Here is a 14,651-nt window from a genome sequence, read left to right as displayed (position 1 = left end):
AGATTCATGAAAGCTTCGCTCCCCAGCCGTTACGCCTGTCTGGCCGGCTGCCTGCTCTTCACCTTCATCAGCCTGCCCTTCCTTGCCAGCCATGCCTGGCTCTGGCCCTTCACGGTGATCTGCGCGTTGCTCAGCCTGGTTGGCCTGAACGACCTGCGCCAAAGCCATCATGCCGTGCGGCGCAACTACCCGATTCTGGGCAATATCCGTTACTTGATCGAAACCATCCGCCCGGAGATTCGCCAGTACCTGCTCGAAGGCGATGACGACAAACTGCCGTTCTCGCGGGCCCAGCGTTCACTGGTGTATGCACGGGCGAAGAACGAAAGCGCCGAAAAGGCCTTTGGCACGCTCAACGATGTGTATCGCCCAGGCTTCGAGTTCATCAGCCATTCGATGTTGCCGGCCGACACCCCCGACCCCGCCTCGTTTCGCATCGCCATTGGTGGCCCGCAGTGCCGTCAGCCCTACTCGGCGTCGATCTTCAACATCTCGGCGATGAGCTTCGGCGCCCTCAGCGCCAACGCCATCGCTGCGCTCAACCAGGGCGCGAAGAAAGGCCGCTTCGCCCATGACACTGGCGAAGGCAGCATCAGCCCGTATCACCGTGAACACGGCGGGGACCTGATCTGGGAGATTGGCAGCGGCTACTTTGGTTGCCGCACGCCTGCCGGTCGCTTCGACCCCGACCGCTTCGCCAGGCAAGCGCGTGACCCGCAGGTGAAGATGATTGAAATCAAGCTGAGCCAGGGCGCCAAACCCGGGCACGGCGGGATTCTGCCGGGGCACAAGGTCAGCAGCGAGATTGCTGCCACCCGTGGCGTAACGGTGGGTGAAGACTGCATTTCACCGGCTGCGCACAGTGCCTTTCGCACGCCCATCGAGTTGCTGCAGTTCATCGCGCAACTGCGCGAACTGTCGGGCGGCAAGCCAGTGGGGTTCAAGTTTTGCCTGGGTCACCCGTGGGAGTTCATGGGCATCGCCAAGGCCATGCTGGTCACCGGCATTGTTCCAGACTTTATCGTGGTCGACGGCAAGGAAGGCGGCACCGGCGCTGCGCCGCGCGAGTTCAGCGACAACATCGGCGTGCCGATGCGCGAAGGTTTGATGTTTGTGCATAACACCCTGGTTGGCCTGAACCTGCGCGACAAGGTGCGAATTGGTGCGGGCGGCAAGATTGTCAGCGCTTTCGATATTGCCAGTGTGTTGGCAATCGGGGCGGACTGGGTCAACTCGGCACGTGGCTTTATGTTCGCCATTGGCTGCATTCAGTCGCAGAGTTGCCACACCAACAAGTGCCCCACCGGGGTGGCGACTCAGGATCCGCTTCGACAACGCGCACTGGTGGTGCCGGACAAGGCCGAGCGGGTGTACAGCTTTCACCGCAATACCTTGCATGCGCTGGCAGAGATGCTTGCGGCTGCGGGGCTTGAACATCCGTCGCAGCTTAAACCCAAGCACCTGGTACGGCGTATCAGTGCCAGCGAGATTCGGCTGTTTTCGCAGTTGCACGTGTTCCTCAAGCCTGGCGAGTTGCTCAGCGGCTCGATTGACAGTGAGTTTTATGCGCGGATGTGGCGGATGGCTCGCAGTGACAGTTTTGAGCCGGAGACAGGCGAGGTGCAGCCAGTGATACTCGCTGCACGTCGTAAACATACGACCCCGGCTTGACGCTGGGGTCGTCTCGCGGGGCAAGCCCGCTCCTACCGGTAGGAGCGGGCTTGCCCCGCGAATCGATCAGAGAATGCTGATCGGGTATTCAACGAATACGCGGACTTCGTTGCCGTCGTCGTTCAGCTCAGCCTGACGCATGCTGTTCGAGGTACGCAGGAACGAGCTACGCAGTTTGATCGACAGGTCTTTGGCAGCACCTTCCTGAACCACGTACTTGAACTGGTTGAAGATTTCGCGCTCTTCACCTTCGCCGAAGCCACGGGTGTTGATGTTGTCACCACGCACGTAAGCCACTTTGTAGGTCAGACCCGGTACACCGAAGGCGCCGAAGTCCAGGCCGTAGCCCAGCTGCCAGGAGCGTTCGTCTTCGTTGTTGAAGTCAGACCAGTAGGAGTTGGCCAGGTAGATGGTCGAACCACCGTCACCGATACCGCCGGCGTTCTGGTAGAAGCCGTAGTTGTAGCCGGTATCACCGGTGCTGCGCTGGTGCGCGAGGGTGATCGAGTGCGGGCCGAAGGCGTAGGTTGCCGCCAGGCTCCAGATGGTGTTGTCACGACGGTCGTCAGAAGCGAAGTCGCGATCCAGCTTGGTCTTGTAACCGTTGAAGTCCAGGGTCAGGGACTGGTCAGACGCGAGCGGGTGAACGTAGTTCACGCCCAGGTACTGCTTCTTCAGCACGTCTTCAACGTCGGAGCCGTACAGCGAGGCCGACAGGTTGTCGGTGAACTTGTAGCTACCGCCAAACACGTTGATGGCTTTCAGGCCACCGCTGTCACGGCCTTCAGCACTTTTACGCGCTTCCTGGGTGAAACGACCGGCGTTCAGTTCCAGGCCCTTGATCTCTTTGGAGGTGATCAGGGTACCGGTGTAGCTTTCTGGCAGCAGGCGGCCGTCATCGTACTGCAGCACTGGCAGTTCCGGCATTTGGTCACCGTACTTCAGTACAGTGTTGGAAACGCGGAATTTAACGGCTGCGCCACCACGGGCCAGGTTGTGCGGGGAGTTCTGCTGGTTGGTCGGCGAGTCGCCATCAGCCGGCTTGAAGAAGTCGATACCGGCGCCGCCGTTATGACCTTTACCGCCGTCCAGACGCACTGCGTACAGACCGAAAGCATCTACACCGACACCGACGGTGCCCTGGGTGAAGCCAGAGGAGAACTTACCGATGAAAGCCTGACCCCATTCCCGCTGGTCCTGGGTGTCGTGCTTCTTGTCACGGTTGATGAAGGCGTTGCGCAGCAGCAGGCTGGCGCTGCTGTCTTCGATAAAGCCCTTTGCGTTGGCCTGGTCATTGGCCGAAACCTGAGTCGCGGCCATAAGCCCCAGCGCGACCAGGCTGATCCTGGATTTCAACATTTTATTTTCCTTATTACTTAGTCAAATACGCACTGCGGCCGACGCCAAAAACCACGCCCCCTGCGTGGGTTGACGCTCGCGGGTCAGAAAACAAAAAGCCCGCCTGCGAAGTTCGCAGCGGGCCTTTTATTCTGGACTCTTGGCTCATGGGCCTACAGGCGTTGACCGAATCCTATCCGTGTAAAGATGAGCATGTCAAAAATTCGTGAAATGCCCCTGACAAGCACGAAACAAATTGAAACATAAAACTACGAAAGCAGAAGAGAAACGAATAACATAAGTAAATAGCACGCATTATCATTCGCGCGCTTTTTCAATCCCGCTTTCGTCTAATACCCTCGGATGTTTTCAATGCCTGCCCCCTGCCGCCTCTCACCCTTGACCTTGGGTGTATCCCTGTTTCTCGGTTCCACCCTGGCAGTTGCCGCTCCCCTGAACTTGCCCGAGCTTTCGGTGACCGCTGAAAGCGACCGTGATCAGGACGATCCCCGGGTCAAGGAAGTCAGCACCGCTACCCGCACTTCGACACCAGCACGTTACGTTCCGCAAACCATCGACGCGGTAAAAACCAGCAACGTACTGGACTACGGCAGCAATGACCTGGGCAAGGCGCTCAGTGGTATCCCGAACGTCAGCACCGGCGCCGATACGCGCTTTGACAGTGTGCGCATCCGCGGCTTCGATGCCAGTAACGACTTTTATCTGGACGGCATCCGCGACGACAGCCAATACGTGCGCGACCTGCACAACATTGAACGCATCGAAGTGCTCAAGGGCCCGGCAGCGGTCCTGTACGGGCGTGGCAGCCAGGGCGGGATCGTCAACCGCATCAGCAAGCTGCCCGAAGCCGGACGCCGTTCGAGCATCGAAGCGCAAGGCGGCAGCGAAGACCTGCGCAGCCTGTATGCCGACCTCAGCGCCGACCCGAGCGATAACATCAGCCTGCGCCTGAACATGGGCAACCAGGACAACAACAGTTTCCGTCATGGCATCGACGGCAGCCGCCAGCTGTTCGCGCCGTCGATGAGCTGGCAACTGACCCCAGACCTGAACTGGCTGGTGCAGTATGAATACAGCCGCTACAACCGTACCCCTGATCGCGGCATCCCGAGCATCAATGGCCGCCCGGCCGATGTCAGCCGCTCCACCACCTACGGTGATACCCAGCGCGACTTCATCGACGACAAAGCGCAATCGCTGCGCTCGCGCCTGAATTACCAGCTCAGCGAAAACTGGCAGGTGCGCCACACCCTGGGCTTGTTCAAGCTCAACAGTGATTTCGACAACACCTATCAGACGGGCTACAACGCCAAGACCGGGCAAGTTACCCGCCAACGCTGGCAGCAAGACCTCAACACCCGCAACCTGTTCAACAACGTGGAACTGGAAGGCAACTTCGACACCTTCGGCCTGCAGCACACCTTGCTGACTGGCGTGGAGTTCGGCCATCAGCGTCGTGACCCGCTGCTGTACAAAAATGCCACGCCAGTGCCGAGCGTGAACGTGTACAACCCTGACCGTAACGCGCAGTACAACGGGCAGATGATCGCGTCGAGCAACAACCACACGGTGGTCGATAGCCGCGGCCTGTACATCCAGGACCAACTGCGCCTGAACGATCAATGGCAAGTGCTGGCCGGTGTGCGCTTCGACCAATTCGAAGTGGAAACCACCAACAAGCTCAAGAACGACCTTTCCGAGAAGCAGGACAGCAACAGCACCAGCCCGCGTCTGGGCGTGGTGTATTCACCGTGGAAGGAACACTCCTTCTATGCCTCCTGGAGCAAGACCTTCTCGCCAGTGGGTGGTGGCCTGATCGGTATTACCCCAGGCGCCCCGGGCAACAGCAACGAGACCAGCCCTGAAGAGACCCGCCAGAAAGAAGTGGGGGTCAAGAGCGACTGGCTCGACGAGCGCCTGAGCACCACGCTGGCCATTTACGAGCTGGAACTCTACAACCGCCGCACCAGCGACCCGAACCAGCCGGATGTCACGCTGATGACCGGCCTGCAGCGCTCGCGTGGTATTGAACTGACGGCCACCGGCAACATCGTTGGCAACTGGTACATGCGTGGTGGGATCGGTATTCAGGACGCCACCATCGTTGAAGACAGCAACGGCCAGGAAGGCAATCGGGTCAGCAACGTCGCCAAGCGCAATGGCAGCGTATTCGTGACCTGGAAGCCGGAGATGGGTTGGTACGGCGAAACTGGTTTGACCTTTGTTGGCGAACGTTACGCCGACAACCAGAACACTGCGGTGCTGCCTGGCTATGGCCGTTGGGACGCGCTGGCCGGTTTCCGCGCCAAAGACTGGGACCTGCGCGCCGCGCTGAACAACATTACCGACAAGACTTACTACAGCTCGGCAACCAGTGCCGCGCAGATCCAGTTCGGTGATCCGCGCAGCTTGGTCGTGACCGGCACCTACAGCTTCTAACCCACCCCGGTAGGAGCGGGCTTGCCCCGCGATAGCGATCTGTCAGTCACATCGTATCGCGGGGCAAGCCCGCTCCTACAGGTATTCAGCTACCGAGCAGGGCTTCCAGCTCTGCTTCGGTGATCAAGCCTGTTGGGTAACGCGCCAGCAACACTCGACGGTGATCGGACTTCCTGCCCCGGATAACTCTGTTGTCTTTCAACCACTGCGCCACTCGCTGGAGTGACTGCGGGTTCATTGCCGATGAGGGCGAAGCCGACTCACTTACTGCATTCATTTCAACACGTACTCCCTGGGCCGTGAGCGGCTAAATTACTCAAACTTTGTGACAGAACCGATTTGCCCTATCTGTTTGAAATACAATGCAAAACAAATACAAGAGGTGTGCCAGCGCTCACGCCGACTGTCGCCCGCCCATAAAAAAACCCGTCCGAAGACGGGTTTTTTATTTGCGCAAATTCAGCCCTTGAATGGGGCCGGCTGCTGCTGGGTCAGGCAGTGGATATTGCCGCCGCCCAAAAGCATCTCGCGCCCTGGGATCATCACCACTTCATGCTCCGGGAACACTCGGGCCAGAATCGCTCTAGCCTCGGCATCTGCCGGGTCGTCGAAGCTTGGCGCGATGATGCCGCCGTTGACGATCAGGAAGTTGACGTAGGAACCCGCCAGGCGAACCGAGGGGTTACGCTCCTGGCTACCGGCAACCGGATCGACACCCGCGCACTCTTCTTCAGTGGCGAACAGCGGTCCCGGAATCGGCATCTTGTGCACTGTAAAGGTGCGACCTTTGGCATCGCGGCTGTTCTGCAGCACTTCAAGTGCGGCATGGCAACGTGCGTAGTTGGGGTCTTGAGGATCATCTGTCCAGGCCAGTAACACTTCACCTGGGCGCACGTAACAACAGAAGTTGTCGACATGGCCGTCGGTTTCGTCGTTGTACAGGCCATCGGGCAGCCAGATGATGGTGTCCACCGCCAGGTGGTCACGCAGCACCGCTTCGATCTGCTCGCGATTGAGGTGTGGGTTGCGGTTGTGGTTGAGCAGGCATTCTTCGGTGGTGATCAGGGTGCCTTCACCATCGACGTGAATCGAACCGCCTTCCAGCACAAAGCCTTCGGTGTGGTAGCGCGGGCAACGTTCCATTTCGAGAACTTTGCTTGCCACTTGCTCGTCACGGTTCCACGGCGCATACAGCCCGCCTTCGAAACCACCCCAGGCATTGAAGCCCCAGTCAACGCCACGGACTTCGCCGCTGTTGTTGATGACGAAGGTTGGCCCGGTGTCACGCACCCAAGCGTCGTCGTTGCTGATTTCAACCACACGAATGTTCGGCGCATCCAGACGGGCGCGAGCGTTGTCGTATTGTGCGGCAGAAACGGCCACGGTGACCGGCTGGAAACGGGCGATGGCATTGGCCAGCGTCACGTGTGCAGCTTGTACCGGTTTGCCGCCCAGACGCCAGTTGTCCGGACGCTCAGGCCAGACCATCCATACCTGGGTTTGCGGCGCCCATTCGGCTGGCATGTAAAAGCCGTCGGCGCGTGGGGTGCTGGTCAGGGTCTTCATGTGTAAACCTTTGCAGTGTTCGCCGCAGGCATTCGGGGCCTGCAGCAGGGTCAGTGGACGATCAGGATTCCAGCGCGCCATCGAGGGTTTTCACCGGGCCGTACAGGTTCGGACGGCGGTCACGGAAAGTGCCCCAGGCGCTGCGGATGTGCTCCAGTTTGTCGAGGTCGAAAGTATGCACCAGCACGCCCTCTTCGGTCTCGTTGAGCTCCTGGACTTTCTCGCCGAACTGGTTGGCGATGAACGAGGAGCCATAGAAGGTGATGTCGTAGCCGTCTTGCGCTTCGTTACCAATACGGTTGCTGGCAATCAGCGGCATCAGGTTAGCGCCGGCATGGCCTTGCTGTACGCGCTGCCAATGGTCGCGCGAGGAGATGGTCTTGTCGTGCGGCTCGCTGCCGATGGCGGTCGGGTAGAACAGCACTTCGGCACCCAGCAGCGCCATGCTGCGCGCGCACTCGGGGAACCACTGGTCCCAGCAGATGCCGACGCCGATCTTGGCGTAACGGGTTTGCCAGACCTTGAAGCCGGTGTCGCCCGGGTTGAAGTAATACTTTTCGTGGTAGCCAGGGCCATCCGGGATGTGAGTCTTGCGGTACACACCGAGGTTGCTGCCGTCGGCATCGATGATCGCGATGCTGTTGAAGCGCGCACGCCCGGCCAGTTCGAAGAAGCTGATTGGCAGCACTACCTGCAGCTCTTTGGCCAGGGCCTGGAAATGCTCGATCGCGGCGTTGGTCTCAACCGGCGTCGCCAGTTGCAGGTAATCCGGATTCGGCTTCTGGCAGAAGTACGGGGTTTCGAACAGTTCCTGGATCAGGATGATCTGCGCGCCCTTGGCAGCTGCTTCACGAACCAGTTTTTCGGCGGTGGCCAGGTTGTCCTGGCGATCCCAGGAACACGCCATCTGAGTGGCGGCGACAGTGACGGTGCGGCTCATGAAACCTCCTCGAAGGACAACCGGGCCGACTGACCGTGCAGGCGACCGAAAACAGATTGCTGGGTGATGGACGACTTTATATCCGATAAATATCGGCTTTAAAAGTGACAAATCAAAAATTTCAGCCACAAAAAAGCCGGATAAACCGATTGTTATCGGTTTATCCGGCTTTTAAGCCACGGGCTAGAGCGCTTCGCTCAGCACCTTGTCGATACTGTCGACGAAGAAGTCCACGCTGGCACGGGTGGTACACATCGGCGGCTTGATCTTGAGGATGTTCAGGTAGTCGCCAGTAGGCTGCATGAAGATGCCCAAGTCACGCAGGCGGTTGCACAGGGTGGTGGTTTCTTCGCTGGCCGGCTCCAGGGTGCTGCGATCACGCACCAACTCCAGCCCCAGGTAGAAACCCGAACCATGCACAGCACCGGCTAACGGATGTTTATCGACCAATGCCTGCAAGCGTGCCTTGAAGTAGCGGCCAACATCGCGGGCGTTGTCCCACAGGCCTTCCTCTTTCATGACATCCAGCACGGCAATGCCGATCCGGCAGCTGACCGGGCTACCGCCGGCAGACGAGAAGAAATAACCCTCGGCCTCCAGCGCCTCGGCAATCTCCCGGCGGGTGATGACCACGCCCAGTGGCTGGCCATTGCCCATGCCCTTGGCCATGGTGATGATGTCCGGCACCACGCCTTGCTGCTCAAAGCCCCAGAAGTACTCGCCCAACCGCCCGTAGCCAACCTGCACTTCGTCGGCAATGCACACGCCACCCGCCGCGCGCACCTTGGCATACGCCTGTTGCAGATAGCCCGGTGGCAGCGAGATGCCGCCCGCGTTGCCATACACTGGCTCGCAGATGAACCCGGCCAATTGCCGCTGCTCGCTGGCCAAAGCCTCCAATTTGGCGTCGACATCACGCAGATAATCAGCGGTGCTGTCATCGCCGCGATACGCCCCACGGTAGGTGTTCGGCGCGATCACCGGGTGCACCCACTGCGGCCGCGTGCTCAATGCCTGGGGGTTGTCGGCAATCGAGGTGGAAATCGCATCGGTGGCCACCGACCAGCCGTGGTAAGCCTCTAGCACGCTGAGCAAGTCACGACCACCGCTGTAGGCCCAGGCCAGGCGAATCGCCAGGTCGTTGGCCTCGGTACCACTGTTGACCAGGAACACCCGGTCCATCGAGTCCGGCGCCAGCTCCAGCAAACGCTCGGAGAACTCGGCGATCGCCGCATAGTGAAAGCGCGAGTTGGTGTTGACCAGCGACCACTGGCGCGCGGATTCACTGGCCATGCGTGGGTGGCCGTGACCGAGCACCGCGACGTTGTTGAGCATGTCCAGGTACGAGCGCCCCTGCATGTCGATCAGGTAGTTACGCCAGCCGCGCTCGATATGCGGTGGCTGCTCGTAGTAGTGCTTCTGCGAACGGGCAAAGCTGGCGTCACGACGCGCCAGCAGTTGTTGCGCATCGACCAGCGGCTCGGCCTCACAAGCAAACCCCAAGACGGCTTGCGGCGACGGGCACAAGGCCGCCCAGGCCGCGGCCCGCGATGGCACCACAAAGGCGGGCGGGCACAGGTCGGCGACACGGCACAGCTGCACACTCAACACGCCATCGGTCTGGCCCAACGGCTGGCCTTGGCTCAGTTGCGCACCGGACTCCGGCGCATTCACCAGCCCACGCAGCCACAGGCTGCACTGCTCACCCTTCAAGCATCCCTGACCGGCGCCCGTTTGTAGCCAGACACCGGCCCAGGGTGCCTGCAACGCGGTGCCCGCCGGGGCCTGCAGCTCAACGTTCAGGGCAAAAGTGGCGGGTTCTTGCGGGTTGTCGATATGGGTTTGCGACAAGCGATACTGCCCGTACAGCGAACAGGCCGCACCTTGCTCAGCGGCCTGCTCGCGGAGCAACTGCTGATCAAACCCCGGTTGCTCCCAGTTGCCAGCCTGGCAATGACTGCTCAGCACGCCCAGGTCCACGGTTTTTACGGTACCCGCCACCAGGCCTGGCAACAGCACCCCGCCTTGCTGCGCCACGGCAGGTGCGGCAAAGCCTGTTACGTGCAGAATTGCAGCCTCCATCAGCTCGAACGGTACGCTGGTGGCGACATCAAAGATTTCCCACTCGTGGCTCAGGTTGTCACGAATGTAGGTGTTGCCCGGATCGACGCTCAGTTGCTGCTCACTGCTGAGCACCAGCACCGCAGCGCGCGCCACGATCATCGGCCAGAGCGCCTGCAGTTCGGCTTCGGTCAGCGGGTTGAGCGCATGATAGGCCTGAACGGCGGGCAAAATGCGCAGTGGATCGCCTTCGGCATGATGCAGCAGGGCCGCGCAGGTTACCGACAAGTCGGCGATGCGCCAGGTGTGCAGCAAATCACCGAAATCGATCACCCCTTGTAGCTGCCATTGGCGCTGTTCATCACGCTGCCACACGGCGTTGTCATCGGTGATGTCCAGGTGCACGGCTTGCATCGGTAGCTGTTCAAGCAGGGGCCGCAAGCGTTGTTCGGCCTTTTCAGTGACCGCAAGCAATTGCGCCTTGCGTGGCCCGTCGCTGAGCACCGGCAGCAAGTGGGCAATCAGCGCCGGGGCGTGGCGTGGGTCCCATTGCAGCGTGCGCTCAAGGCCGGGATGGGTGAAATCGGCCAAAGCCTGGTCGATCCGCGCGCAGAGCCTGCCCAACTCGGCAATCAGCTGTGGCGGCATGTGCTTGAGGCGAGTCAGCGACTGCCCTTCGATGTAGTCGAGCAACCGTACCCGCAGCAGCTGGCCCTGCACATCCAGCGCCAGCAATTGCTCACCGGAACCTGCAGCCACCACGGCTGGTACCGGCAGCCCGCGCTCACGTAGGTAACTCAAGGCCGCGTGCTGAGCTTGCAGTTCAGCAGTGGCATAATCGCCGTGACAGATTTTCAGCACATAACGGCCCTGGGCGCTGTCGACGCGAAAATTCAGGTCTTGCTGACTGCCCAACGACTGCAACGTACCGCCAAGCCCGTAGTGCTCCTGCACTAAAAGCAGCGCCTGCTGCTCGCTGACGTCGGGGCAGGGCTGCGTGGAGCGATGAATCAGGGTACTGAGCGGCATGGTACGACCTCGTTTTTTTTGCTGCTTATATCGCCACCGCTTTGGCCGATAAGCAAGCATGGCCGGTAAAAAGCGATGAACAACGAGGCATTGCACAGTAACCTGCCCGGACAGCGGTACCGCTTTGCTCCTGCTTATAACTGTTTGCGAGCTAGGCTTGAGCGAACATCAACAGATTCATCAAAGGTCATTGGACATGCGAATACTCATTACCGGCGGTGCCGGCTTCATCGGCTCGGCCCTGATTCGTCACCTGATCGACAATACCGAGCACGAGGTGCTGAACCTCGACAAGCTGACCTATGCCGGCAATCTGGAGTCGCTGACCCGTATCGCGACCAATACCCGCTATGAATTTGTCCAGGCCGATATCGCTGATCAGACAACGGTCAGCGCGGTGCTGAAGCGCTTTGAACCCCAGGCAATCATGCACCTTGCGGCAGAATCGCATGTCGACCGCTCGATCGATGGCCCGTCAGACTTCATTCAGACCAACATCGTCGGCACCTACAGCCTGCTGGAAGCAACACGCGCCTACTGGATGACGCTGCCTGCGCAAGCGCGCGCAGCTTTTCGCTTTCATCACATTTCCACCGATGAAGTGTATGGCGACCTGCATGGCGTTGATGACCTGTTCACCGAAACCACGCCCTATGCGCCAAGCTCACCTTACTCGGCGAGCAAGGCGGCGTCCGACCATCTGGTCCGCGCCTGGCAGCGCACTTATGGCCTGCCGGTGCTGATCACCAACTGCTCGAACAATTACGGGCCTTTCCACTTTCCGGAAAAACTCATTCCGCTGGTCATCCTCAACGCCCTGGCCGGTAAGCCACTGCCGGTGTATGGCAATGGCCTGCAGGTGCGTGACTGGTTGTTCGTTGAAGACCATGCCCGCGCTTTGCTCAAGGTGGTCACCGAGGGCCAGGTGGGCGAAACCTACAATATTGGCGGCCACAACGAGCAGAAAAACATCGATGTGGTGCGCGGCATCTGCGCCTTGCTCGAAGAGCTCGCCCCACAGCACCCGGCAGGCGTGGCGCAGTATGCCGACCTGATCACCTTCGTTGAGGATCGCCCGGGCCACGACCAGCGTTATGCCATCGACGCCAGCAAGATCGAACGTGAACTGGGCTGGACTCCGACAGAAACCTTCAACAGCGGGCTGCGCAAGACCGTGCAGTGGTACCTGGAAAACCTGGAATGGTGCCAACGGGTACAGGACGGTAGTTATCAAGGGCAGCGCCTTGGCTTCAGCAACTTCAAGGATCTTATTGCATGACCAAAGGTATCGTTCTGGCCGGTGGCTCCGGCACCCGCTTGCACCCCATCACCCTGGGCGTGTCCAAACAACTGCTGCCGATCTATGACAAACCGATGATCTACTACCCGCTTTCCGTGCTGATGCTGGCCGGGATCCGGGAAATCCTGCTGATCTCTACACCGAATGACTTGCCCCAGTACAAACAGCTACTCGGTGACGGCAGCCAGTTTGGTATCACCCTCAGCTATGCCGAACAGCCTTCGCCCGACGGTTTGGCCCAGGCCTTTTTGATTGGCGAAGAATTCATCGGTAACGATCCAGTGTGCCTGATCCTGGGCGACAACATCTTTCACGGCCAGGGCTTCAGCGAGCAACTGCTGCGGGCTATCCGCCAGCCCTCCGGTGCTACGGTATTCGGCTACCTGGTCAAAGATCCGGAGCGCTTCGGGGTGGTCGACTTCGATCAACATGGCCGTGCACTGTCGATCGAAGAAAAACCTGCCAAACCCAAGTCGCCTTATGCAGTAACCGGCCTGTATTTCTACGACAATGATGTGGTGGAAATCGCCAAAAACGTTAAACCTTCGCCACGCGGCGAACTGGAAATCACCGACGTCAACAACGCCTATCTGCAACGTGGCGACCTGCGCGTCGAACGTTTCGGCCGTGGCTTTGCCTGGCTCGATACCGGTACCCACGACAGCCTGCTGGAAGCGTCGCAGTACGTGCAAACCATTGAGCGCCGCCAGGGCCTGAAGGTGGCCTGCCTGGAAGAAATTGCGTTCCAGCAGGGCTGGATCGACCGCACACAACTGCTGGAACGTGCCAAGGCATTTGGCAAGACCGGCTACGGACAATACCTCTACGGCTTGGCTGAAGAACATTAATGAACGTTATAAAAACAGATCTACCCGACGTGCTGATCATCGAGCCGAAAGTGTTCGGTGACAGCCGCGGTTTTTTCTTCGAAAGCTTTAACGAGAAAGTCTTCAGAGAACAGACCGGCATCATCACCACCTTTGTTCAGGACAACCATTCCAAGTCCGAGAAAGGCGTGCTGCGTGGCTTGCACTACCAACTGGAAAATACCCAGGGCAAGCTGGTGCGTGTGATTCACGGTGAAGTGCTGGATGTGGCCGTCGATGTTCGCCGCAGCTCGCCACACTTCGGCAAGTGGGTCGCTGCGCGGCTGTCGGCCGACAACCGTCGCCAGATGTGGGTGCCGGAAGGTTTCGCTCACGGCTTCGTGGTGCTCAGCGACAGCGCCGAGTTTGTCTACAAAACCACCGACTACTACAACCCGGCAGCCGAACGCTGCATTCGCTGGGATGACCCGGACCTGGCCATCGACTGGCAATTGAGCGAAGCGCCGCGCCTGTCTGAAAAAGACCAGGCCGGCAAATTGCTCAAAGAGCTGGACGTGTTCCCATGACGGCACGCCACCTGAGCATCCTGATCAGCGGCCAGCACGGTCAGGTTTCCCGGGAGCTGCAACAGCGCCTGGGTGACCTCGGCCAGCTGCATGTGCTGGGCCGCGAACAGCTCGATCTGGCCCAGCCGGAGGCTATCCGCCAACAGGTCCAAGCGCTCAAGCCAGACCTGATCATCAACGCCGCTGCCCACACTGCGGTGGATCAAGCTGAAAGCGAAGCGGAGCTGGCCTTTGCGATCAATGCCCAGGCACCGGGCATTTTCGCAGAAGAAGCGAAGAAGCTCGGCATCCCGCTGATTCACTACTCCACCGACTATGTCTTCGACGGCAGCAAAGACGGCGCCTACAACGAAGATGACCCGCCCAATCCGCTGGGTGTCTACGGTCAAAGCAAATTGGCAGGCGAACAGGCCATCAGCGCTGTCGGTGGCCAGCACCTGATCCTGCGCACCAGCTGGGTGTACTCGCGACACGGGCGTAACTTCCTGCTCACCATGCAGCGCTTGCTGCAGGAAAAGCCGGAACTGCGCATCGTTGCCGACCAGATCGGCGCGCCCACCTGGGCAGGCACCATCGCCCTCAGCACCCGCGCCCTGATCGAACGCTGGCAGGCCGGCCAGGCCGGTGCCTGGGGTATCTACCACTTGACCGCGCAAGGTGAAACCTCCTGGTTCGGTTTCGCCCAGGCCATCGCCGAGCAGCTCAAGGCCCAGGGCCTGCCCTGCGCTCAGTTGCTGCCTATTCCTTCCAGTGACTATCCGACCCCGGCCCGCCGCCCGTTGAACTCGCGCCTGGACTGCAGTCGCCTGCAACGCGAATGGCAGGTCAGCCAACCGCACTGGCAGCAGGCGCTGATCGACTGCCTGAAGTAGCGCATAATGCGCCAGACGATT

11 protein-coding genes are annotated in these 14,651 nt (G+C 59.9%); 6 read left to right on the top strand and 5 right to left on the bottom strand.

From position 1 onward, the window contains the following. Positions 1-6 precede the first annotated feature (6 nt). The gene (locus tag ACP6KB_RS01345) at positions 7-1,671 is read left to right on the top strand and encodes an FMN-binding glutamate synthase family protein (RefSeq protein ID WP_442111535.1); all 1,665 of its coding nucleotides are present in this window, start codon (positions 7-9) and stop codon (positions 1,669-1,671) included. 66 nt (positions 1,672-1,737) lie between these two features. On the opposite strand, the gene ACP6KB_RS01340 is transcribed toward ACP6KB_RS01345, so the two are convergent. Next, entirely contained in the window at positions 1,738-3,030 is a 1,293-nt protein-coding gene (locus ACP6KB_RS01340; RefSeq protein WP_442111533.1) for an OprD family porin, read from the bottom strand. Between the two features lie 351 nt (positions 3,031-3,381). Between ACP6KB_RS01340 and ACP6KB_RS01335 the strand changes: the two genes are divergently transcribed. Continuing rightward, positions 3,382-5,469: a TonB-dependent receptor gene (locus ACP6KB_RS01335; RefSeq protein WP_442111531.1), complete on the top strand. Its 2,088-nt coding sequence runs from the start codon at positions 3,382-3,384 to the stop codon at positions 5,467-5,469. A gap of 85 nt (positions 5,470-5,554) precedes the next feature. On the opposite strand, the gene ACP6KB_RS01330 is transcribed toward ACP6KB_RS01335, so the two are convergent. From ACP6KB_RS01330 to ACP6KB_RS01315, 4 genes are all read right to left on the bottom strand, one after another. Then, the gene (locus ACP6KB_RS01330) at positions 5,555-5,746 is read right to left on the bottom strand and encodes a hypothetical protein (protein ID WP_442111529.1); all 192 of its coding nucleotides are present in this window, start codon (positions 5,744-5,746) and stop codon (positions 5,555-5,557) included. Positions 5,747-5,928: 182 nt separating this feature from the next. Next, on the bottom strand, positions 5,929-7,035 hold the full coding sequence (gene aguA / locus ACP6KB_RS01325) for an agmatine deiminase (RefSeq protein WP_442114239.1): 1,107 nt from the start codon (positions 7,033-7,035) through the stop codon (positions 5,929-5,931). 61 nt (positions 7,036-7,096) lie between these two features. Continuing rightward, positions 7,097-7,975 carry an N-carbamoylputrescine amidase gene (gene aguB, locus ACP6KB_RS01320; protein ID WP_442111528.1) on the bottom strand — a complete coding sequence of 293 codons (879 nt, stop codon included), beginning with the start codon at positions 7,973-7,975 and terminating at the stop codon, positions 7,097-7,099. A 183-nt stretch (positions 7,976-8,158) separates the two neighbouring features. Continuing rightward, positions 8,159-11,065: an aminotransferase gene (locus ACP6KB_RS01315; RefSeq protein ID WP_442111526.1), complete on the bottom strand. Its 2,907-nt coding sequence runs from the start codon at positions 11,063-11,065 to the stop codon at positions 8,159-8,161. A 196-nt stretch (positions 11,066-11,261) separates the two neighbouring features. Here ACP6KB_RS01315 and rfbB point away from each other — a divergent pair, with 196 nt between their 5' ends. From rfbB to rfbD, 4 genes are read left to right on the top strand one after another with little or no spacing between them, the layout of a single operon-like run. Then, positions 11,262-12,344, top strand: coding sequence for a dTDP-glucose 4,6-dehydratase (rfbB, locus tag ACP6KB_RS01310; RefSeq protein ID WP_442111524.1), 1,083 nt, complete (start codon positions 11,262-11,264; stop codon positions 12,342-12,344). Further along, positions 12,341-13,213: a glucose-1-phosphate thymidylyltransferase RfbA gene (rfbA, locus tag ACP6KB_RS01305; RefSeq protein ID WP_442111523.1), complete on the top strand. Its 873-nt coding sequence runs from the start codon at positions 12,341-12,343 to the stop codon at positions 13,211-13,213. The genes rfbB and rfbA overlap by 4 nt, the downstream gene beginning before the upstream one ends. After that, positions 13,213-13,758: a dTDP-4-dehydrorhamnose 3,5-epimerase gene (gene rfbC / locus ACP6KB_RS01300; RefSeq protein WP_442111521.1), complete on the top strand. Its 546-nt coding sequence runs from the start codon at positions 13,213-13,215 to the stop codon at positions 13,756-13,758. Before rfbA ends, rfbC begins: the two co-directional genes overlap by 1 nt. After that, positions 13,755-14,630, top strand: a complete 876-nt coding sequence (rfbD, locus tag ACP6KB_RS01295; RefSeq protein WP_442111519.1) for a dTDP-4-dehydrorhamnose reductase — start codon at positions 13,755-13,757, stop codon at positions 14,628-14,630. Before rfbC ends, rfbD begins: the two co-directional genes overlap by 4 nt. Positions 14,631-14,651 lie beyond the last annotated feature (21 nt).

It is taken from the genome of Pseudomonas sp. NUPR-001 (genome assembly GCF_052147955.1).
Taxonomy (GTDB): domain Bacteria; phylum Pseudomonadota; class Gammaproteobacteria; order Pseudomonadales; family Pseudomonadaceae; genus Aquipseudomonas.
Note: the sequence above shows the minus strand (reverse complement) of the source record. Positions and strands in the feature narration are given on the sequence as shown.

What these genes read in the sequence shown, in the direction of transcription:
- ACP6KB_RS01340 (WP_442111533.1), bottom strand. Translation starts at nt 3,030, where the DNA reads ATGTTGAAATCCAGGATCAGCCTGGTCGCGCTGGGGCTTATGGCCGCG.
- rfbC (WP_442111521.1), top strand. Translation starts at nt 13,213, where the DNA reads ATGAACGTTATAAAAACAGATCTACCCGACGTGCTGATCATCGAGCCG.
- ACP6KB_RS01335 (WP_442111531.1), top strand. Translation starts at nt 3,382, where the DNA reads ATGCCTGCCCCCTGCCGCCTCTCACCCTTGACCTTGGGTGTATCCCTG.
- ACP6KB_RS01345 (WP_442111535.1), top strand. Translation starts at nt 7, where the DNA reads ATGAAAGCTTCGCTCCCCAGCCGTTACGCCTGTCTGGCCGGCTGCCTG.
- rfbA (WP_442111523.1), top strand. Translation starts at nt 12,341, where the DNA reads ATGACCAAAGGTATCGTTCTGGCCGGTGGCTCCGGCACCCGCTTGCAC.
- ACP6KB_RS01315 (WP_442111526.1), bottom strand. Translation starts at nt 11,065, where the DNA reads ATGCCGCTCAGTACCCTGATTCATCGCTCCACGCAGCCCTGCCCCGAC.
- aguB (WP_442111528.1), bottom strand. Translation starts at nt 7,975, where the DNA reads ATGAGCCGCACCGTCACTGTCGCCGCCACTCAGATGGCGTGTTCCTGG.
- rfbB (WP_442111524.1), top strand. Translation starts at nt 11,262, where the DNA reads ATGCGAATACTCATTACCGGCGGTGCCGGCTTCATCGGCTCGGCCCTG.
- ACP6KB_RS01330 (WP_442111529.1), bottom strand. Translation starts at nt 5,746, where the DNA reads ATGAATGCAGTAAGTGAGTCGGCTTCGCCCTCATCGGCAATGAACCCG.
- aguA (WP_442114239.1), bottom strand. Translation starts at nt 7,035, where the DNA reads ATGAAGACCCTGACCAGCACCCCACGCGCCGACGGCTTTTACATGCCA.
- rfbD (WP_442111519.1), top strand. Translation starts at nt 13,755, where the DNA reads ATGACGGCACGCCACCTGAGCATCCTGATCAGCGGCCAGCACGGTCAG.